The following is a 21,780-nucleotide window of genomic DNA, read 5'->3' as shown; positions in this document are numbered from 1 at the left end:
TCTTTTCTCCCCCGGCTGCGGGGGAGAATACTCTCGCTAAAACCGCATTAAACTTCTGAATTCCTTCACTTTGCTGCGACTCACCGGCACTTCGAAGTCCAAATCGCTTAAGCGCAAAATATAGGTGTTGTTAAACCACGGCACGATTTCGCGGATTTTCGACAAATTCACACAGTAGGAGCGATGGCAGCGGAAGAAATGCTCTTCCGGCAGGCGATTGCACAGCTCGGTGATATTCATCGGCATGGTGAATTCTTCTTTGCGGGTGTAGACCTGTGTCACTTTCTCCTGCGCCGCGGCGTAATAGATATCATTGATATCAGTAACAATAATCCGCTCATCTTTAATCAAATTGATGCTGTGGCTGGCGCGGTTGCTGCTGGGTGCAGGCTGGGTTAGCGCCTGTTTGTCGCGTTTAAAATGCATCTCCAGCTTTTGCAGCATGGTGACAATGCGCGACTCGTGATAAGGCTTGAGAATGTAGTCGAATGCCTCGATTTCATAAGCCTCGGCGGCATGCTCTTTATAGGCAGTGATAAAGATAATGTAGGGCTTGTGCGCGAACTTGCTGATGTTCTGCGCCAGCAATACGCCGTCGAGCGACGGAATGTTGATATCGAGGAAAATCGCATCCACTTCATGGGCTTGCAGATACTTCAGCACGTCCAGTCCGTCGTCAAAGCTGGCTTCGATTTTGATTTCGCTATGCGCATTAATCAGATAACTCAGCTCCTCCTGTGCGAGGACTTCGTCTTCAACGATGATGGCTTTCATTGGCATTTTCCGAGGTGATCAAAAATGAAATTTCCGTGCCTGGCTCAAGGCGGCGGATAGTTAACCCATGGCCATACAGCAGTGAAACGCGATGGTGCACGTTGAGCAGGCCGATTTTATTGCCGGGCATTTCATTTCTCGCCACCCGGTCAATGGTTTCCTGATTTATGCCGTGTCCGGTGTCTTTAATCGACACTCTCACGTTACTGCCCTGACGCTTCACCGCAATCACCACCACCCCTTTACCGCTGCACGGCTGAATGCCGTGGACGATGGCGTTTTCAACCAGAGGTTGAATCAACAGGCTGGGGATCTGCACCGAGATATCGTCATCAATATCATAGATAACCGTCAGCTTGCTGCCAAAGCGCGCCTGCTCAATGGCGATGTAATCCTGCACCTGATGCAGCTCTTTACGCAGGTCAATCAGCTCGTCATTCAGCTCCAGATTGTAACGCAGATAGCGCGACAGATTGATGATTAGCTGGCGCGCAGTGTCAGGCCGGGCGCGGATAGACGATGAAATAGCATTCAGCGCGTTAAACAGAAAGTGTGGGTTGATTTTACTTTGCAGGGCGCGCATTTCGGCTTTATTGGCCATTTCGCGCAGTTGCTCTGCTCGCGACACTTCCATCTGGGTGGAGATAATTTGCGACAGGCCGACCGCCATCACTTTCAGCGAATAGGTGATGCGGTGGGCGTGGCAGTAATAGATTTTCAGCGAGCCGGTTACTACGCCGCTCTCCCATAAAGGGATAATGATCAGCGAGTGGATCTCCGGCGTGCGGTCCACTTCATCATTGTTTTTAATGGTGATTTGACCGGACTCCAGCGTCGCCTTGGTGATATCACTGATTATCTCGTGGCCGATGTTGTACTGCTCGGCGCCCACGCCAACGTAGGCCAAGATGTTTTTGGTATCGGTAATGGCCACGGCGTCGGCGTTGATATCTTCGCGGATAATACTGCAAATCTTTTCCAGCGACCGGGCGTTAATATTCGGCCCTTCAATGTGACGGAAATAGGGCAGGGTTTTATTGGCGATGTCCAAGGCGAGTCGCGCCTGGCGGGCGGCAATCACCTCTTTTTCGTCGGCCACGCTTTGCACCAGCAGGATAATCAGGCCGATGGAGCTGGCCCCGAGGATCAGCGGCGCGGCGATGCTCATGACGATATCCACCCCCAGCGAAAACGGCTTCGCCATCAGCAAAATCAGCACCATAGTCAGGGCTTCGCACAGCATTCCGGCGGCAATCCCCACTTTCCAATGGTTAGCTTTCTTCACTTTCAGGTTGATATAGCCCGAGGTAAAACCGGCCACGATGCTGGTTATCAGACAGGGCAGCGAGGTGACGCCGTGAATGTCGATGAGATAACGGTGCGAGCCGGAAATCAGGCCAGTAATAATCCCCACCCAAGGGCCAAACAGTATTCCGCCGGACATAATGGCGATGGTGCGCACGTTAATCAGCGAGCCTTCGACATTAATCCCCGACAGGGTACCGAAAATGGCAAACAGCGAGAAAATCGCCGTGGCGGCAGCGAGTTCCAGTGCCGTGTGGTTATGGCTCTCTTTCTGTAGCAGCTTGCGAAACAGGCGGGTACGAGTGAGGAAGAATAGGCAGATTAACATCAGCGCTGCGCGGTCAAAGACCGCCAGCAACATTTCAAACACTTGCGGCACGGCAGGCTCCCTGTTTTCGGCTAAGGCCCATTATAACAGGGAATTGTCTTAGGGAATGAAATGCACTAAAGCCATAAAACGCATGAATAACCAATGATTCAATTGTAAGCTGACGCGGTACCTACCCAGAGGAAAATAATGATGAAAACTCTGACACCTTTGCAACTCACCACTCCACGGCTGGTGATGCAACCCATTGAAAATGAAGACTGGTGGTTGTTCCAGAAGCTGTACCAAACGCCAGAGGTGATGCGCTTTATTGGTGATATCGACTCGCCCGCGCAAATTCGCAATCGCTTCGAACAGCGCCTTGGGCACTGGGATCGCTATGCTGATTTTTGGCTCTGTCTGGTGATCCGCGAACGCGAAACCGGCGCGGCGGTGGGCCTGACCGGCTTCTTCCCCGACTGGCGGCCTTATCAGCAGGGTGAGGTGGGTTTTATCATTTCTCCCGAGCATCAGGGGAAAGGGTATGCCGTTGAATCACTGAAAGCCGTGCTGGATTTTGCTTTTGATACCTGCGGTTTTCATCGCCTGCAGGCCAACGTGCTGGAGGGCAATTTCCCCTCGCGCAGGGTGCTGGAGAAGTGTGGATTCCAGCTCGAAGGCTGCCTGCGCGACAGCTACCGCATTGGCGAGGTGTGGCATAACGACTGGCTGCTGGGGATCCTTGCCGACGATCCGCGAGGTTAATCTCTCGTTGGTTAAAAATAGGTCGTCTGGGGTATCGACAGTTTTTTCTGCCTGAGATATGTTCTTGGAAGGCTGCATCGCGGCAAGCGTCGCTCGGACGGTCCGGGCGCTCACGTATCCTTGAGGAATTTATGGCTGACTCCAGTTCTCCACGTCGTTTTACGCGTATCGATCGTCTTCCCCCTTATGTTTTTAACATTACCGCTGAATTGAAAATGGCTGCGCGACGTCGCGGCGAAGACATTATTGATTTCAGTATGGGGAACCCTGATGGCGCAACCCCGCCGCACATTGTTGAGAAAATGGTGCAGGTGGCTCAGCGCGAAGACACCCACGGTTACTCCACGTCACGCGGTATTCCACGCCTGCGCCGTGCGATTTCCCGCTGGTATGCCGATCGCTATCAGGTTGAAATCGATCCAGAAAGCGAAGCCATTGTCACCATTGGCTCGAAAGAGGGGCTGGCGCACCTGATGCTGGCAACCTTGGATCACGGTGATACTGTGTTGGTGCCAAACCCAAGTTATCCGATTCATATCTACGGCGCGGTGATTGCCGGTGCGCAGGTGCGCTCGGTGCCATTAACCGACGGCGTGGATTTCTTTGCTGAACTGGAACGCGCAATTCGCGAAACCATTCCGCGTCCAAAAATGATGATCCTCGGCTTCCCGTCTAACCCGACGGCGCAGTGCGTTGAGCTGGATTTCTTCGAGCGCGTGGTCGCACTGGCGAAGCAGTACAATGTGCTGGTTATCCATGATTTGGCCTATGCCGATATTGTGTATGACGGCTGGAAAGCGCCTTCTATCATGCAGGTGCCGGGCGCGAAGGACATCGCGGTCGAGTTCTTCACGCTGTCGAAAAGCTACAATATGGCGGGCTGGCGAATCGGCTTTATGGTCGGTAATCCAGAGCTGGTCAGCGCGCTGGCGCGTATCAAAAGCTATCATGACTACGGCACCTTTACCCCGCTACAGGTGGCAGCCATCGCCGCGCTGGAAGGGGATCAGCAGTGCGTCAAAGATATCGCCGAGCAGTATCGCCAGCGCCGCAACGTGCTGGTTCGCGGTCTGCACGAGGCGGGCTGGATGGTCGATAACCCGAAAGCCTCAATGTACGTTTGGGCCAAAATCCCACCGGCTTACGAGCACTTAGGTTCGTTGGAATTCGCCAAGCGCCTGCTGGCCGACGCCAAGGTTTGCGTCTCGCCGGGCATTGGTTTCGGTGATTACGGTGATACCCACGTGCGTTTCGCCCTGATTGAAAACCAGGACCGTATCCGCCAGGCCGTGCGCGGCATTAAAGCCATGTTCCGCGCGGATGGCGTGCTCCCGGCTAAAGCTTAATAAAACCTTCTTTTAGAATAAGGCGCCGCAATCATGCTGCGCCTTTTTTATTTCTGGAATGCGGCTTCCAAAATCCTCTCAAAACGCTTATCGTAGTCCCATATTGGGAGTAGTTTGCGGGCATGAAAATAATTTCAGTCAGCACGCTAAAAACTTTTTGGACTGCGTATCCAGACTCTGAACAGCCGTTGAAAGCATGGATTGATGAGGTCAGAAACGCTGAATGGACTACCCCCAACCATATTAAGGAGCAATTCCGCAGCGCCAGTATCTTAAAAAGCCGGCGAGTCGTTTTTAATATCAAGGGTAATGACTATCGATTGGTCGCAGCCATTGCTTATCGATTTGGTGCCATTTACATCAAGTTTATGGGTACGCATAGGCAATATGACCGCGTTGATGCCAATACTATTGAGATGGAGTGAAACCTTGGACATTCATCCGATTCGGAACGAGCAGGACTACCGCGCGGCGCTAAAAATCGTCTCACCTTTATTTGATAATGAGCCTGAGCCCGGCACGCCTGAAGGGGACTTCTTTGAGGTGATGATCACCTTGATTGAAGCTTATGAACTTAAGCATTTTCCTGTCGATCTGCCCGATCCTATTGAAGCAATCAAATTTAGGATGGAGCAGTCTGGCCTAACCGCCAAGGATCTACAGCCGGCCATCGGGCGTACAAACCGGGTTTACGAGGTGCTAAATGGTAAACGAAAACTCACCTTGGCGATGATTTGGAAGTTGCATACGTTGTTTGGCATTCCGGCAGAAAGCCTCATTAAACCCAGCAGTTAGCCCCAAAAGAACAACAAAAAACCCGGCATTGGCCGGGTTTTTTTATGGCATACATTCATGCCTTGCTCATGCTTATCGAGCAAACAGGCTGATTATTTACGGCCTGTCAGTTTCGCCAGCAGGAAACCTACACCGGCGGCAATAAGCAGGGCCGGTACTGGGTTGTCTGAGGTTTGGCGCTTCACGGTATCCACGGCGTCGTTCACCGCATAGGATGCCTGAGAAAGATTTTTGCGGACTACGCCTTCTGCTTGCAGACCATGATCTTCCGTTGCGCGACCAAACTGTTCCTGACCTTTGCCAACCAGCTCTTCAGCTTTATCTTTCGCTTTATCAAACATAAGCAGTTCCTTTTGTCTGGAGGGCGAGCAACATGCCAGCCCAACGCACTTCAATGAATAAAAGTGTCATACCTCATTAACTGTAGACCATGAATTGAAGGCAGCAGGGGCCGATTTGCTGAGAGTTATCTTAAATCTTAGGGGAAAGCAGCAAAATTGAAGCGTTTCACTAGTCTTAGTCAGGTGGTCTTAGATTTCACTCATTGAGTGATAAGAGGGGAAAAATGACACAGGACGCGCTAAAAAAAAGTCGTATAGAGATTGTGAAACAGTTTTATAGCAAGCTGGATCAGGCAGATGCGACACTGTTGGATCTGTTTACCGAGGACACTGAGGTGTTTTTCCCAAAATTTGGTACAGCAAAGGGAAAGTCATCGCTGGGCGAACTGGGCAAATGCTTCGCGTTGGAAATCGATAAAATTCAGCACATGCAGGATAAATTTCGCTTTATCACCGATGGCGATACGCTGGTGGTTGAGGGACAAATGCGCGGCGTGATGCAAAGCGGCGAACGCTGGCCCACGGCCGAGGCGGGAAGTCACCACTTCTGCGCGGTATTTGAATTTCATGAGCTGTTGATTCAGCGCCTGAGTATTTATCTCGATCCGGATTTCAATCTGGAAGATAAAAAACGGGTCAATAATTACCAGCAGTCTGAATAACATTTCGAACCAATACTGAGCAAAAAAATGAAAGGAAACCCGCCTCAATCGTTGGGTTTCCTTTCGCCAACTACTGCCAAAACCCGGCGTCATCACGCTACAGGGGATCCGATTTTCTGGGATAACGTGAATCAATTTCTCCAGATTAAGAGGCAATAGGGACAATCAGGTTCTTATACTTTTCGAGCACCGGTGCCTTGGCGTCCTGCGGATTTTGTAGCTGCCACAGGTTGCGGCTGATACCGTCATTCACCAGATAAATCACGCCGGTTTCAATCGCCGACATCAGGCAAAGCATCACAGGTTCATTGGTGGTGTAGCCTAATTCTCCTTCCAGTAATCGTTGATAATCGACAAATCGGAAGACACCGGCCTGCACCTCATAAGACAAAATGGTTTTGCTGGTATTTACCGATGACAGAACTTCCCCGGTATTGACGTCGACGGCGCGCAGGTTCACGGCTATCTGGTCTAACTGGTACTGCGTGCTGGCCCCGATACCGAAATATCTGGCACCAACCCCGCCGGATTTCACATTGCTTTCGTAGCCAATGATTGACCCTTCAATCAAAATATTCGCCGCCACCAGTGAGGAGAGGGCGCGGGCATTATTCTCTGCCACGCTGCCGTTTTCCTGCGCGGCGCGGATAATTTTGCGTTCATTCAACAGGTTCTGTAGCCCCTGACGTTCAAGAGGGATAAACCATTTTGAATCCTTAAGTGCCGACACCAGCATGGCGGTGGCACTTTGCGGCACGGCGGTGGAGAAGTTACTCGCCGGGTAAGGTTTAAACTGTCCCGTTTCATCCTGAATGTTGTAAACCGAGACAAAAATCTTGCCGCGCGCCGGTGGCAAGTTAGTCAGGTCCTGATAGCTCTGGGCTCGCGGCAGCAAGGTGGGTTTTGCTGCTTGATCTGGTGGTGCAGTCAAACACCCTGTGAGGGCAAAAATCATCAGAAATAGAAACAAACTGCGCATAGTGGCCTTCCCGCTGCTGTGATTGGCGATGTTTAGGTGAATTTTTTGGTTTTAATTAGAGCCACTGATGCCCTGAACCTGAATAGTCGAAATCTTTCCTGTTTTACGATCGGTGACGTTCATCACCAGCTGACCGTCGGTGTTTTGCACATCGACAATAAAATCTTGAGTCACCATCCGCCCCGGCTTGCCCTGATTCACATTGCCCATCAGGGTTCCCAGCAGCTGCGACTGTAAGGCAGAGGTGAAGTTGTCCAGCGCCGACGGGTTATAAGCATCGAAGTTATAGCCGTTGGGATCTTTGTATGAGTTCTGCGCATTGGCCGAATTCAGCAAAAAAGCACCATTGTTCGGGTTGCCGCCAAAGTTGGGATTCACAAACTGGTGCACCATATTTCCCGCCCATGAGAGAGAGGAGAAAAGGAACAGCGATAAAAGCGCGACAGATATTTTCACGGTAAGCTCCTAGAATTCATCGCCGGTGAGATCACCGGTGCCCAATAAGGCTTTGTCGATTTGGCGGCGTGACAGGGCTTCATGCACACTGGCCACGGCGGTATCGACCTCTTTGCTAAAATTGCGGCGGTTGGGAAACAGCAATATTTGATACAGCGTGTCTTGCCCAACCTTGATGCTTATCCAGCTTCCCCAGCGGGCGCTTGGCCGTTCGCTGATGGTGATTGTCTCGGCATAATTAATATCCCAGCGATCAGCAAAACCGCGGTAGAAGTCGTGACCCACGGAGGTCACCGTGTGGTCAGTTACCAAGCCAGGGTCTTTAATTTCTGCCGCATTGGCAGTCTGGCCTAACACTAATGTCAGGCCGAAAAGCAGACAGATGACGGATTTCATCATGTCAGCGCTTTAAATTGTCGTTAGCCCAAGAGACGGCCTGAGTCCGGTTTTTGACGGAAAGCTTGCGGAACAAATTGTATAAATGCGTTTTGACCGTGTTCTCACTAATAAAGAGCAGCCGGGCAATTTCAGTATTCGAAGCGCCCACGCGCAGCTTATTCAAGATCTCTTGTTCCCTATGGGTCAGGCCGGTTTCACTATGATCGAGATAGCGATATTGCCCTGATTGACTAATGAGGTAGCTGGCAAAACCTTGCGTGAAATAACATTCTCCATTGAGTACGTTATTAATACCTTCAACCAGTTTATTTTCCTCGGTAGAGTTATAGAATACGGCGCTAATGCGCGGCCAGGCTTCTATTTCTCTAAACTGATAATCACTCGGAGTATTAAATAATAAAAGCTTCACATTATCGTCATAGCGACGAATGACGGATTGCCATAAGACAACCTGTCGCTGGTCTGCTTCCATCATGTCAAACAATATGAGTGCCTGGTTTAATGAATCATCTTCTAGTGTCTTATTAATGTTATGCAGTTTAGTGTTTACACTTAACTGATGTTTTAACTGCTGCAATAAAGCACTGGCCTGAAGTGACGGCTTAGTAATTAACAATAAAAGATTGTTATTTAATATTGCTTCATTAGTCATAATGAAACCCCACCTAATTTTTTTGACAGCCTACAGATGCCTTATAAATGAAGGCATTAAATAGGTTGCTTTGCTGCTGGATGTAGCATGTGCAAGCCCGTGGCGTATTAACCAAAAAAGTAAATAAATCGGAAAAGTTGAATAACCACTACACACGCAAGTTTGTCATTATTAGAAATAGGATTTTTCCTACATCATCAATCTATCCATTGGACACTCTAAATCAAGGCTTATTTGTGTTTCAAAATGTAACTGAAAATGTGCAAATTTTACTTCGCACTGTTGTGATTAGAAGCAGCCAATCTGTTAAACGCCCTTAACCTATCCTCCTGCACGTTTACCTCAAACTGGCAACTAACTACTGCTAATTCATTCGCCTAGCGGGCAGTTTGATGTACTACTTAAGCTAATGAGGTGAGTTTTTCTTCTGCTTTATCTCAAATATTGGTCTTGGTTTAGTATTTCCATAACTGGTTTGACCTCGTGATCTGACGCTACTTCGCAGTCTTCACCCTCTAAAAAAAGGTGACAGGATACGCAATATCACCTGTAACCCTCATAGACAGAGAGAAATTTTTCGTCTTCGCAGGCTAAGTATTTGATCCAGGCAATGACAGATTTAATAAATTGTATGACAAATTAGGTTGAGCGGATTCTAGGTTGGTTACGCACCTTGATTAAATATTTTCGAAACTCCAGACTGATGGAATTACGGGTTTTTTTACTCTTTTCCTCATGCTTTCTGATGAGTCTTAAATTAAAAATACGACTTACAAGTGAGTTTTTTATTTTTACGACTATCCATACTCAATTCGTCCAGTAAACAATTCTGGCTTTCTCGATGTATTTGTCGATTGTCATTTTCATAATGCAGAAGAAAGTCAATCAGGGCTGAAATATGAAAAAAATGATTTTTACCGTTGCGCTGCTTTCATTACCTCTTATTATCATGGCGCAACCGAACGATCTCGCCCACAGTGAATTGGGCTTTAGCGCCAACACCAGTGATATTTACTATTACAGTAATTCGTTTGATAACGCCGTAGTGGGGGGCTATTCATCCTCGGGCAATGCCGCTTTTATTTTGCAAAAAGGCAATGGCAATACGGCTATTACCCAACAAAATGGGAACAGCAATAGGGCGAATATTACGCAATTTAACAATGATAATAATGCGATTGTTAATCAGCGAGGGAATGGCAACGCGGCCGATATTATGCAAAGCGGCAGTGAAAATACCGCCGTGATTGCCCAGCTTGGAAATAGCAGTTCTGCATCTATTGAACAAAAAGATTTTGGCAATACCGCCGTTATTCTCCAGCGAGGTAGCCGGAGCGTGACGCAAATTAGCCAAAGTGGTACGGACCGGTCAGCCGGTGTCGTACAAAATTCGTCAGGAATGGCGATCAGAGTCACACAGCGTTAATCACTTTGTCTCAAATGAAGATCATCCAACTTTAACCAATGGGGTAGCATCATGAATCTTTTGAAAATTGTGGCAGTATCTGCGTTAGTGATCAGTGGCAGTGCATTGGCAACAACGCCTCCAACCTCTTCTCTGCCAGTATTCCAGACCACCAACTGGAACGCTGAAATTCAAATTTATCAGGCTGGTACGGCTAACCGTGCTCAGGCTAACCAAAGCGGCGTCTCTAAATCGCTGACGTCGATTGACCAGCGCGGCTCACAAAACAAAGTTGGCAGCAACCAAACGGGCAACAACAGTCTGGTAAAAGTCTCCCAGGCCGGTGACTGGAACAACGCCAACGTGTTGCAGGCCGCCAGCAGCAGCATTACCCAAATCAGCCAAAACGGTACGGGTAACTACGCGCAGTCGAATCAATACGCCAACGGCAGTCTTGCGAATATCCAACAGTACGGTACCGGCAATCAGGCTTACGCTAGCCAGCACTGATTCCCCTGACGTTATTGTCATGCAGTTTGTTCGTCGCAAAACAGGGCCTATGCCCTGTTTTGCTTTATATAAGGAGGAACGATGCAGCTATTGTTGATTGCCGCCGTCATGTCGAACCAACTGTGGTTCGACACCCAAACTGAAGCCGATGTCTATATTGTCCGGCCCATGGCGACCCTGAGCCAAAATTGCACCTGTCAGGTTTCCATTGCCGTCTCACATCGCGCCGAGCAGGGGCAGAGCACCAGCCGCCAGCAGGGCAGTATCAACCTCGCCGCGAACAAAACCCTCTCTCTCGGGCAGATGCGCATCGCGATGCAAAAAGGGGATTGGACCCAGGTGACGGTCACGTTAACCGATGGTCAAGGCTTAAGGCTGGAGAGGCAAATCATTGTGCCAAATAATAGTTAATCCCCGACTAATAATAGGCGCGCCCAGAGCAGAAATTCTTTTCATTCACACATTCATCGAATGATTTCACTGCAAAATATTATTTAACCTTATATATCTCTAAGGATAAATGACGATTTACCATGAGGAACTCGTGACGAAAACAGTTGTTTTTTTCTAATTGGATTTTGGCCTTTTGCCGACCAGATGGCCCGTTCTGCAAGGGTTTGTAGCACAAATGGCTGCTTTATAAGAATAATCCTAATCCATAAGTTGTTAATTTTACTTAGGTAGGTTATTTCGCTTCGTAAAGAAAAGGAAATTTATTGTAAACCAAATTTACATTGGCATAATGCGATGGATTAAGGATGCTTGACCTTTGGATTAATAATAATAAGGATATTTCCGTGCGCCGCCCCGCTATTAATACTGCCTGCCAGTCACTGGTTATTTCTCTCAGCCTGTTTATTAGCAACAGCCATGCTGCACCTATTACCGGGCCTTCTCCTTTTCGCGATCAGCCTTTAACAGACGCGGCCAGCCAACAGGCGATGGCGCCTCCGAGCAATTTACGCGCGGCGGGGGACCAGCAGTTTATTCACCAACAGGAACAGCAGCGTGCATTGCAGCAGCGCCTGGCACCTGATGCGCCGGACGTGCGCCTTTCTCCCCCTGCCAGCAGTTTTGGCCGCATCAATTTTCCGCAGGAAACCCCGTGTTTTACCCTCTCCCAAGTCCGGCTGAGTGGTACCGAGGCCTTGCCGCATTGGCTGCCGCTACAGCACATCAGCAATCAAGCCGTAGGCAAATGCTTAGGGGGGAAAGGCATCAACCTGTTGATGAGCACTTTGCAGAACAGGTTAGTGGATCACGGGTATATCACTACCCGAGTGCTGGCTCCGTCGCAGGATCTGAAAAGCGGCGTGCTGCAGCTGGTGGTGGTGCCCGGCAAGACCCGTCAGGTGAAATTAACGCCAGACAGCGACCATTACGTCACGCTCTACAGCGCATTTCCTGCCCATGAAGATCAGCTATTAGATTTACGCGATATCGAGCAGGGTTTAGAGAATCTGCAGCGCCTGCCGACGGTGCAGGCCGACATGGAAATCGTGCCCGGCGAGCAGCCAGGAGAAAGTGATATTGCGCTGCGCTGGAAGCAGGAAAAAATGTGGCGCGTCGCTGCGGGCCTTGATGACTCAGGCACGCGCAGCACCGGCCGCTATCAGGGCACCGCGACCTTATCGCTGGATAACCCATTCTCACTCAGCGACCTGTTTTACATTTCCGGTACCAGCAGCCTGCCTCACAAAAGTGGCAAGAGCACGGGTAACGTCACCGGGCACTATTCAGTGCCTTTCGGCTACTGGATGTTTGGCCTGACGGCCAACAGTTACGAATACAACCAGACCACCGCCGGGCTTAATGGCGATTACCGGTATCGCGGTAAAAGTAAAAATCTCGATTTTCAGGTTAGCCGCATATTGCATCGCAACGGTAGCCAGAAGACCACGATGACCTATGACGTGCTGGCGCGCGAGTCCAGAAACTACGTCAATGATACTGAAATCGAAGTGCAGCGCAGGCAAACGGCGGCGTGGCGCTTGGGCTTACAACATCGTCACTATATTTCGCAAGCCACCCTTGACACGGGCATTAGCTATCAGCGCGGTACCCGATGGTTTGGCGCTACGCCTGCGCCGGAAGAGTATGGCGGCTACGCGACGGCGCTAAGCAAAATCGTCCAGGTTTCCGCCCAGCTTGATGTGCCTTTTGCCATCGCCAATCAGAAATTTCGCTACAACGTGCAGTATCAGCGCCAGTACACCGACACTCACCTGACGCCTCAGGATCAATTTGCTATCGGTAACCGCTGGACGGTACGCGGCTTCGACGGTGAACTCACCCTGAATGCCGATCGCGGCTGGTTTGTGCGTAACGACCTGGCATGGGCGACGCCGCTGCCTTCCCAGGAGCTTTATCTTGGGGTGGACTATGGCGAAGTGGGCGGCAATGGCACGCAATATTTGGTGGGCAATCACTTAGCGGGCGGCGCAGTTGGGGTGCGTGGCCGAGCTTTCAGGGTCGGTTATGACCTGTTCGCCTCGGTGCCTTTCTCCAAACCTGACGGTTTCTCAACGGATCCCGTCTCGCTGGGCTTCAACCTCAACTGGTCGTATTAGGGTAAGGACACTCTGCCATGAACAAACATCTCTATCGCATCATTTTTAATAAAGCCCGTGGCCTGTTAATGGTGGTGGCGGAAATTGCTTCGGCAGGCCGAGAGGGTGGACGCCGCGTGCGCCGCAGCAAGACGGCTATACGCCAATGTCGCTTGAGCAGCCTGTCCTGCGCCATGCTGGCGCTCTTTGGATCGGTGGTGCTGGTCAATAGTGCTCAGGCGGGGATCGTGGCCGACAGTCAGGCGCCGAGTAACCAGCAGCCGAATATCGTCAGCACCGCCAACGGCACCCCGCAGGTCAATATTCAAACTCCAAGCGAAGGGGGCGTTTCCCGCAACACCTACAGCCAGTTCGACGTCGATCAAAAAGGGGTGATCCTTAATAACTCGCGAAATAACGTGGCGACGCAGCAGGGCGGAATGGTGCAGGGGAACCCTTGGCTGGCGCGCGGCGAGGCGAAAGTGATCCTCAATGAGGTCAACTCGCGCGACCCGAGCCAGCTTAACGGCTATGTCGAAGTCGCAGGCCATCAGGCACAGGTCGTGATCGCCAACCCGGCGGGGATCACCTGTAACGGCTGCGGCTTCATCAATGCTAATCGCGCCACCATGACCACCGGGCAGGCGCAGCTCAACAATGGCCAGCTCACCGGGTTTGATGTTGAACGGGGCGAAATCGTGATCCAGGGCGCGGGAATGGACAGCAGCCGTCAGGATTACACGGACATCATCGCCCGCTCGGTGAAAATTAACGCCAACTTAGTGGCGAAAGATCTCAAGGTGACGGCAGGCCGCAACAAGGTGGATGTTGATCATCAGCAAATCGATAAAAAAGCCGCGGACGGTTCACCACGGCCGATGATGGCGGTAGACGTCGCCCAGCTCGGCGGCATGTACGCCAATAAAATTCGCCTGCTCGGCACCGAAGACGGCGTCGGGGTGCATAACGCCGGTAATATCGGCGCGCAGGCGGGCACTCTGGTGGTCACTGCCGATGGCCGTATTGAAAACAGCGGGCAGATGAGCGGCCAGGCGGGCGTCACTATTGCGGCTAACGGCGCGATGGAAAACAGCGGCGCGGTGCGTTCCGGCGCCGATGCCAACCTGATTGCGACGGGCGACCTGCACAATAGCGGCGCAATCACCGCCAATAACCATCTGCAAACAAAAAGCGCGACGTTAAATAGCGAGCAGGGCAGCGTGCTGGCGGCGGGTGTTAACCAGGACGGTAAGCTGGCAGGAAGTAGCAATCTCACCCTCGATGCCTCGGGGCAGTTACGAGCTCAGGGGCAAAACTTGGCCTCCGGCGATCTGACGGCTCGCGGGCAGGGCGTCGATGTTCGCCATAGCTCGACCAGCGGCAATAACGTCACTCTGGACGCCGGGCAGGACGATCTGCAGACCGGCAGCGCGCAGGTTGCGGCGCAACAGCAGTTGACCGCGCGCAGTGGCAAAATGCTCAATAACGACGGCGGAAAGCTGCTCGGTGATAAGCTAAATATCAGCGCGGGCTCCCTTTCTAACCAGCAAGGCGCTATTACGCAATTGGGCAGTGATTCCCTGCAACTCTCCCATCAAGGCTCCCTTAACAACCGTGGCGGCAGCATTGCCAGCAACGGCAAAGATCTCAAAATCAAAGCCTCGCAGATCAACAATCAGGGCGGCAAAATCTTGCACGCCGCCGACGGCGACCTGTCACTGGAAAGCGCCAGTCTGCAAGGGGAGCAGGGCCAGATGCTCTCCAACGGTCATTTGACCATTAACGGCGGCGATGTCCTGCTGGATGGCGGCACCACCTCTGCCGATCAATTCACTCTGACGGCTAATCGACTCTCTAACCGCGAAGGCAAAATCTTGCAGACCGGCAGCGGCGCGATGACGCTCAAGGTATTTGACGGCGTGGATAATCAGGCTGGGCAAATTGCGGGCAATGGCAATCTCGACCTGAAAGCCGCCAGCCTGAATAACCAGCAAGGGCAGCTCGGCGCGGGGCAAACGCTTACCCTAAACACTGGCACGCTGAGTAACCAGCAGGGGAACATTGCAGCACTTGGCGATATGCAGTTGACCAGCGTCGGGCTAAACAATGACGGTGGGCTGGTGCAGTCGGGCGGCGGTATGGCTCTTGAGCTACAGGGGGGAGCCTTAAGTAACCGCAATAGTGGCGATAATCGCGGGATTGTTAGCCGTGGGCCGATGTCGATCAACAGCGGTTCACTCGACAACCAGCAAGGGTTTATCGCAGCAACGGGCGATTTACGGCTGACCTCCGCTGATTTCAACAATCTCAACGGCACGCTGGCAAGCGACGGTGAACTGAACCTGACGACCGGGCAATTCACTAACCAGCAGGGGCTGGTGCAGGCCGCCCATAACTTAAGTTTCAATAGCCGGAATCAGGCAGTTGATAACACCAACGGCGTCCTGAGCGCCGGTAAAAACCTGAATTTATTGACCGGCGCGTTGCTTAATCAGGCCGGACAGATCCGCACCGGCGGTGATGCCAGCATCAATACGCAGGGGCAGGCGCTGAATAACGCGCAGGGTAATATTGCCGCAGGCAGAAATGCTCAACTTGATATTGCCGGGCTGAACAACCGGGGCGGGAAACTTCAGGCGGCGGGCAATGCCTTGATCAATGCCTTTAACGGCCTGGTGGATAATACCGCCGGTTTGATTCGCAGCGGCGCGACGGCTACCGTAAACGCCGCGCAGATCGCCAACCGTGATACCAAAGCTCAGGACACCGGGCTTGAAGGCCAATCGGTTCGCCTGAGCAGCGACTCCCTCGACAACACCCAAGGCGCGCTGCGCGCCAATGACCTGCTGGATATCCATACCGGCTCGCTAAACAATGCCCAAGGCCTACTCTCTTCCGCCGATACCTTAACGCTGGCTGGCAATGAGCTGGCGCTGAGCAACACCGGCGGCACGCTGATTGCCGGTAAAAACCTGCAATTATCGGCCTCGTCAGTAACCGGCGACGGCAGCCTGCTGTCGCAAGGGGCGATGACGCTGAATCTGGCTCAGGGGTTCAACAACCAAGGCGACGTGATTGCCAACGGCGACCTGAATTTCAATATCGGCCAGGGGCTGGAAAACAGCGCGCTGATCAAAGCCGGTGGCACGCTCAACCTCAACGCCGCCAGTGTAAACAATGGCGCAGCCGGGGAGATCAGTGCCGCGCAGAATCATATTCTGACCTCGGGCGACGTCACTAACCGTGGGCTTATCGACGGCAACCTGACCCATATTCAATCGGCGACGCTGAACAATATCGGCAGCGGGCGCATCTATGGCGACCATATCGCCTTGCAGGCCGACACCCTCAATAATTTGGCGGAAAACGGCACCGCGGCGACGATTGCCGCCCGCGACCGTCTGGATATCGGCGCGCAGACCATCAACAACCGCGACCATGGCCTGATTTTCAGCGCTGGCGACGTGGCCGTGGGCGGGCAGCTAAACGCCCAGTGGCGGGCAACCGGTCAGGCGTCAGTGTTCAACAACAACAGTTCGACGCTGGAGTCGGTGGGCAACATGGTGTTGAACATCGGCGAAATAAACAATCTCAACGATCACTTCGAAACGGAAGTGGTGGTGACAGAGGATTCGCCACATCACGAGGCGGTGTTAAAAGGTTCGACTCAACGCTATGACTGGAGTGACGTTGATACATCTTGGAAAAACAAGTACGGCGTTCATGATGCGATCATGCCCGATGGCTCGCGCAGCAATGAGTTTTATGAATACCAGTACCAGCGCACCATCAAGGAAACACAGGTAAAACAGAGCGATCCGGGGCAAATCATCGCCGGGGGTGATCTGACTATTTACAGCAACCAGCTTAATAACATTAATAGCCGCGTGATGGCTGGTGGCACCTTGGGTGGACAAATCGACGTTCCTAATAACGTCAGCACGCCAGGTGAGCGCACCATTACGGATGTCGGAACCCAGACCCGCTGGTACGCGAAAAAAACCAAACGCCGTTTTGGTGGCACCAAGACCTCACAAGGCAAGGACAGCAATAACTACAGCCCTGATGTCATCATTCAAGCTGTTGATTTAAAAGCAATGGTCTATGCCGAGCATACCCAGATAACGGGCAGCGGCACCACCATTGCCGGGCGGGATACATCGACGCTTAATCAGCAGGCGGGCAGCGCGGGCGCGGTGCAAAATGGGTCGACGCTTCAGCCCATCAACCCTCCCGCCGGGCAGATATTTGAGATCCAGCCGAAGAATAATCTGGACACGGTGGTGCGCATCACCAGCCCGAACCTCACGCTGCCGGACAACAGCCTGTTCCAGCTGCACGGCGACGTGACCAGCCATTACCTGATCGAGACTGACCCGCGCTTCACTAACCAGAAGCAGTGGCTCGCCAGTGACTATATGCAGAATGCCCTTGGCCAAGATCCCGATCATATGTTGAAGCGTTTGGGTGACGGCTTCTACGAGCAGCGGCTGATCCGCCAGCAAATTGCCGACCTTACCGGCCAGCGTTATCTGGCGGGATACAACAACGATACGGATCAGTACAAAGCCTTGATGGACGCGGGTATCGCTTTTGGGAAGCAGTACAACCTGACGCTAGGCGTGGCGCTCACTCCGGCACAGATGGCCTTACTGACCAGCGATATGGTGTGGCTGGTCAAGCAGGATGTGACGCTGCCGAACGGCTCCGTGCAAAGCGTGCTGGTACCGCAGGTTTATGCGCGAGTGAAAAAAGGCGATCTTGATGGCAGCGGGGCGCTGCTCTCAGGCAACAATCTAGTGCTAAATAGCCAGAATGACTTAACCAACAGCGGCAAAATTCTTGGCCGGGAAGTGACGCAGATTAATGCCGATACGCTCAACAACGGTGGTTTTATCGGCGGGAATCAGGTCAATCTCAATGCTCGCACCGACATCAACAACCTCGGCGGCACCCTGCAAGGTGGCGACCGTCTGGTGGCGATTGCCGGGCGCGACATTAATGTCAGCAGCACCCTCGCGGGCAACGACGCGAATCGATATCTCGACCGCGCGGCGGGTATCTATGTGCAGAACGACGGAGGTAAACTTGGCCTGCAGGCCTTGAATAATATCAACCTGACGGCGGCGCAAATCAGCAACACCGGCGCGGACAGTCAGACCAACATCATTGCGGGCAATGACCTCAACCTTGCGACTCTCAATACGACGCATACTGAGAACAGCGACTGGGGCAAAGATAACTATCGTCACCTGACTCAGAACCAAGACGTGGGTACGCAGATCAACGTCGGCGGTAGCCTTGGCCTGAGCGCGGGGCATGACCTGAATGCCAAAGCCGCGTCGGTGACCGCCAAAGACAGCATCACGGCGGTGGCGGGTAACGACATCAACCTGACCGCCGGTAATGACTCCTATCATCTGACCGAGCACAGCAAGCAGAGCAGCAAAGGCATGCTTTCCAGCATGTCGCTGGAGACGCACGACGAAGTGCGTAACCAGAGTGCGCTGGGCAGCAACATCAGTGGCGACAGCGTCACCCTGCAGGCGGGGAATAACCTGCTGGTGCAGGGCAGCAAACTGGCGGGTACTCGCGACGTGAACCTGCTGGCGGGCAACGACCTCAACATCACCGCCGCCGACCAGTCGCGTCAGGAAACGCACCTGCGCGAAGAGAAGAAAACCGGCCTGGCCGGCACGGGCGGCGTTGGGGTGAGCTATGGCAAGCAGAGCACCAAAATTACCGATGACGGCAGAACCCAGACCAGCGCGGGCAGCACCGTCGGCAGTACGCATGGCAACGTCAACCTCAGCGCGGGCAACGGCCTGACGGTAAAAGGCTCGGATGTCTTGGGGGGCAAAGACCTCAATCTGACGGGCAAAGAGGTCAACATTCTGGCGGCGGATAACCAGAGCGTGCAGACCCACACCGTTGAGCAAAAACAGAGCGGGCTGACGCTAGCACTGTCCGGCGCGGTAGGCAGCGCCATCAACAGCGCGGTGTCCAGCGCCAACGATGCCAGCACCGCCAGCAGCGGGCGTCTGGCCGCGTTGGATGGCATCAAGTCAGCCCTCGGTGGCGTGCAGGCGTATCAGGCCTCGCAGCTCGGCGAGGCGCAGGGCCAGGACCAGCAGAGCCTGTTTGGCGTCAACCTCTCCTATGGCAGCCAGTCGTCCAAGTCGGAGCAGACCCAGACCAACAGTCAGAGTCAGGGCAGCACCCTGACGGCGGGGAACAACCTCAACATCCGCGCCACGGATACCGACATTAACGTGCAGGGCGGCCAGCTGCAGGCGGGCAAAGATATGGGCCTGATGGCCAACCGCGACGTGAACCTGGTTTCGGCCACCAACACCTCGGTGCTGGACGGTAAAAATGAGAGCCACGGCGGCTCGGTGGGCGTCGGCTTAAACTTCGGCGGCAGTAACAGCGGCTTTACGGTGAACGCCAGCGCCAATAAGGGCAAAGGCTCGGAGAGCGGCAACGGCGTGACCCACACCGAGACCACCCTCAATGCCGGTAACAATCTGAACATCGTCAGCGGCCGCGACACCACGCTGACCGGCGCGCAGCTCACCGGCGACAAAGTCACGATGGACGTCGGCCGCAACCTGACGCTGACCAGCGAGCAGGACAGCGATAACTACGACTCTAAGCAGCAGAACGTCAGCGGCGGCGTTAGCGGCGGGCTGGGCTCGTTCAGCGCCTCGGCCAACCTCAGCCGCGACAAAATGCACAGCACCTACGACTCGGTGAAAGAGCAGACCGGCATCTTCGCAGGCAAGGGCGGCTTCGACATCACCGTCGGCGAGCATACCCAGCTCAACGGCTCGGTCATTGGCTCCACCGCCGATGCCGGCAAAAACCGGCTCGATACGGGCACGCTGGGCTTTGGCGACATTGAAAACCGCGCGGAGTATGAGGTCGAGCACCAGAGCGTGGGGATGAGCACCGGCGGCAACACCGGCGGCCAGTTCGTCGGCAACATGGCGAACAGCCTGCTGGTGGGGGTGAATGGTAAAGGCAGCGACAGCTCGACCACCCAATCGGCAGTCAGCGATGGCAGCATTGTCATCCGCGATAAGGACAAACAGACGCAAAACGTCGCCGACCTGAGCCGCGACGTCGAGCACGCCAACCAGACCCTCTCGCCAATCTTCGACAAAGAGAAAGAGCAGCGCCGCCTGCAGGAAGCGCACAAGATTGGGGAGATAGGGAGTCAGGTTAGTGATATCGCGCGGACTCAGGGTGACCTGAACGGGCTGAGCGAGGCGAAAAAGAAATACCCCGAAAAAAGCGCTGAAGAGCTGCGCAAGACCGACGTCTACAAAGCCGAAATGGCGAAATACGGGACGGGCAGCGCTATTCAGCAAGGATTACAGGCGGCCACGGCGGCAATCCAGGGGCTGGCGGGTGGTGATATGGCGAAGGCCATTGCGGGCGGGAGTGCGCCGTATCTGGCGGAGGTGATTAAACAGGTTGCGCCGGATGAATCCAGCCGTGTAATGGCCCATGCCGTCGTTGCCGGAGCGCTGGCAGCGGTACAGGGCAACTCAGCCGCAGCGGGTGCGGCAGGCGCTGCGACGACAGCCTTAATGGGTGAAGCGATAAAAAATGCGCTGTATGGCGATATACCGGTCAGCCAACTGAGCGAAGAACAAAAACAGACTTTGGTTGCTTTGGGAACCGCAGCGGCAGGACTGGCAGGCGGTCTGACCGGCGAAAGTTTAGCCAATGCCATGGCAGGAGCGCAGGCGGGACAGAACGAAATCAGTAATAATATGGTTGGTGCTGGCTTCATCTCGCAAATGATGGCGCAGGAAACGCTGAACGCAGCGGCGATAGCCGAAAGCGGTAAAGGCAATGCAAATGACGCGGCCGCGCTGGCGTTGACGAAGAAAGTGAAAGAAGGGCTGGATGCGGCGTGTTTAGCCAATCCAAGCTGTCTTTTGATGGCGGTAGTTGCGGCGCAAAATCAGCCTAAAGCACCGGGTAATACCGGTGGTGATCAGATCGCAGAGCAATCTCCGACGAACACGGGTGGAAATCAGCAGTTAGATCCAAATGATACGCCAACCAATACTGGCAATAATCAGGCTTCAGGACAGGGAGCGACTAATACCGGTAATACGGAAGGAAAACCTGATACTGGTGAGAATATCTTAGTAAATCCGGGAGCCGATCCTCTCACGAAGAAAGATGTAGTTTATCTTTCAGAGAATTCAAACAGCAAGATAGATACTGTCATTAACGAGACCTTATCTGGTAAGAAAAACTTTACTAGTTCAACCACTTTAAGTTCAGATGAAGCGTTAGCTGCTGGTTTAAAATTCTTAGGAACGGGATATAAAGAGATCGGAAAACCAGGATCTGGTGTTTACCATAGTACTGATGGGACAAAAGAATTTAGGATTGACTCAGGTTCAATTGGTGGTGCCCATGCGCCGGGTGTACCACACGTACATTTTGGTGTAAAAAATCCTACAACAGGCAAGTATATTTCGAACAACCATGTTCCTTATAAAGACTGAGGAA

General features: G+C 52.9%; 17 protein-coding genes. 10 read left to right on the top strand and 7 right to left on the bottom strand.

Going from position 1 to position 21,780, the window contains the following annotated elements; translation table 11 throughout:
• Positions 1-36 precede the first annotated feature (36 nt).
• Together V2154_RS14525 and V2154_RS14520 are read right to left on the bottom strand one after the other, a co-directional pair.
• Positions 37-774 carry a LytR/AlgR family response regulator transcription factor gene (locus V2154_RS14525; protein WP_353502850.1) on the bottom strand — a complete coding sequence of 246 codons (738 nt, stop codon included), beginning with the start codon at positions 772-774 and terminating at the stop codon, positions 37-39.
• A complete protein-coding gene (locus V2154_RS14520) occupies positions 755-2,458 on the bottom strand; it encodes a LytS/YhcK type 5TM receptor domain-containing protein (protein WP_353502849.1) in 1,704 nt (567 codons plus the stop codon). Before V2154_RS14520 ends, V2154_RS14525 begins: the two co-directional genes overlap by 20 nt.
• Positions 2,459-2,596: 138 nt before the next feature.
• Between V2154_RS14520 and V2154_RS14515 the strand changes: the two genes are divergently transcribed.
• The 4 genes from V2154_RS14515 to V2154_RS14500 all read left to right on the top strand — a co-directional run bounded on the left by V2154_RS14515 (position 2,597) and on the right by V2154_RS14500 (position 5,292).
• Entirely contained in the window at positions 2,597-3,151 is a 555-nt protein-coding gene (locus V2154_RS14515; protein ID WP_353502848.1) for a GNAT family N-acetyltransferase, read from the top strand.
• Positions 3,152-3,282: 131 nt separating this feature from the next.
• Positions 3,283-4,497 (top strand): alanine transaminase, encoded by a 1,215-nt coding sequence (alaC, locus tag V2154_RS14510; RefSeq protein WP_353502847.1) that lies wholly within the window; start codon positions 3,283-3,285, stop codon positions 4,495-4,497.
• A 122-nt stretch (positions 4,498-4,619) separates the two neighbouring features.
• The gene (locus V2154_RS14505) at positions 4,620-4,922 is read left to right on the top strand and encodes a type II toxin-antitoxin system HigB family toxin (RefSeq protein WP_353502846.1); all 303 of its coding nucleotides are present in this window, start codon (positions 4,620-4,622) and stop codon (positions 4,920-4,922) included.
• 4 nt (positions 4,923-4,926) lie between these two features.
• A complete protein-coding gene (locus V2154_RS14500; protein WP_353502845.1) occupies positions 4,927-5,292 on the top strand; it encodes a helix-turn-helix domain-containing protein in 366 nt (121 codons plus the stop codon).
• A gap of 92 nt (positions 5,293-5,384) precedes the next feature.
• Here the strand turns inward: V2154_RS14500 and V2154_RS14495 are convergent, their stop codons facing one another.
• Complete coding sequence (locus V2154_RS14495; protein WP_353502844.1) at positions 5,385-5,633, bottom strand: CsbD family protein; 249 nt, start codon at positions 5,631-5,633, stop codon at positions 5,385-5,387.
• A 224-nt stretch (positions 5,634-5,857) separates the two neighbouring features.
• Between V2154_RS14495 and V2154_RS14490 the strand changes: the two genes are divergently transcribed.
• Positions 5,858-6,295, top strand: coding sequence for a nuclear transport factor 2 family protein (locus V2154_RS14490; protein WP_353502843.1), 438 nt, complete (start codon positions 5,858-5,860; stop codon positions 6,293-6,295).
• 145 nt (positions 6,296-6,440) lie between these two features.
• On the opposite strand, the gene csgG is transcribed toward V2154_RS14490, so the two are convergent.
• Genes csgG through csgD form a run of 4 tightly spaced genes read right to left on the bottom strand, consistent with a single transcriptional unit; the run spans position 6,441 to position 8,781 of the window.
• Complete coding sequence (csgG, locus tag V2154_RS14485) at positions 6,441-7,274, bottom strand: curli production assembly/transport protein CsgG (protein WP_353502842.1); 834 nt, start codon at positions 7,272-7,274, stop codon at positions 6,441-6,443.
• A 51-nt stretch (positions 7,275-7,325) separates the two neighbouring features.
• A complete protein-coding gene (gene csgF, locus V2154_RS14480) occupies positions 7,326-7,730 on the bottom strand; it encodes a curli production assembly/transport protein CsgF (protein WP_353502841.1) in 405 nt (134 codons plus the stop codon).
• Between the two features lie 9 nt (positions 7,731-7,739).
• Positions 7,740-8,126 carry a curli production assembly/transport protein CsgE gene (gene csgE, locus V2154_RS14475; RefSeq protein ID WP_353504002.1) on the bottom strand — a complete coding sequence of 129 codons (387 nt, stop codon included), beginning with the start codon at positions 8,124-8,126 and terminating at the stop codon, positions 7,740-7,742.
• Positions 8,127-8,130: 4 nt separating this feature from the next.
• Positions 8,131-8,781 (bottom strand): biofilm master transcriptional regulator CsgD, encoded by a 651-nt coding sequence (gene csgD / locus V2154_RS14470; RefSeq protein WP_353502840.1) that lies wholly within the window; start codon positions 8,779-8,781, stop codon positions 8,131-8,133.
• An 898-nt stretch (positions 8,782-9,679) separates the two neighbouring features.
• Between csgD and V2154_RS14465 the strand changes: the two genes are divergently transcribed.
• The 5 genes from V2154_RS14465 to V2154_RS14445 all read left to right on the top strand — a co-directional run bounded on the left by V2154_RS14465 (position 9,680) and on the right by V2154_RS14445 (position 21,776).
• Entirely contained in the window at positions 9,680-10,207 is a 528-nt protein-coding gene (locus V2154_RS14465) for a curlin (RefSeq protein WP_353502839.1), read from the top strand.
• Positions 10,208-10,258: 51 nt separating this feature from the next.
• On the top strand, positions 10,259-10,696 hold the full coding sequence (locus V2154_RS14460; protein WP_353502838.1) for a curlin: 438 nt from the start codon (positions 10,259-10,261) through the stop codon (positions 10,694-10,696).
• Positions 10,697-10,777: 81 nt separating this feature from the next.
• Positions 10,778-11,107, top strand: coding sequence for a curli assembly chaperone CsgC (gene csgC, locus V2154_RS14455; protein ID WP_353502837.1), 330 nt, complete (start codon positions 10,778-10,780; stop codon positions 11,105-11,107).
• Between the two features lie 530 nt (positions 11,108-11,637).
• Positions 11,638-13,266 carry a ShlB/FhaC/HecB family hemolysin secretion/activation protein gene (locus tag V2154_RS14450; RefSeq protein WP_353504001.1) on the top strand — a complete coding sequence of 543 codons (1,629 nt, stop codon included), beginning with the start codon at positions 11,638-11,640 and terminating at the stop codon, positions 13,264-13,266.
• A gap of 17 nt (positions 13,267-13,283) precedes the next feature.
• A complete protein-coding gene (locus tag V2154_RS14445; protein WP_353502836.1) occupies positions 13,284-21,776 on the top strand; it encodes a hemagglutinin repeat-containing protein in 8,493 nt (2,830 codons plus the stop codon).
• Positions 21,777-21,780: the final 4 nt, after the last annotated feature.

The sequence above is a fragment of the Ewingella sp. CoE-038-23 genome, from assembly GCF_040419245.1.
In the GTDB taxonomy this organism is placed as follows: Bacteria; Pseudomonadota; Gammaproteobacteria; order Enterobacterales; family Enterobacteriaceae; genus Ewingella; species Ewingella allii.
Note: the sequence above shows the minus strand (reverse complement) of the source record. Positions and strands in the feature narration are given on the sequence as shown.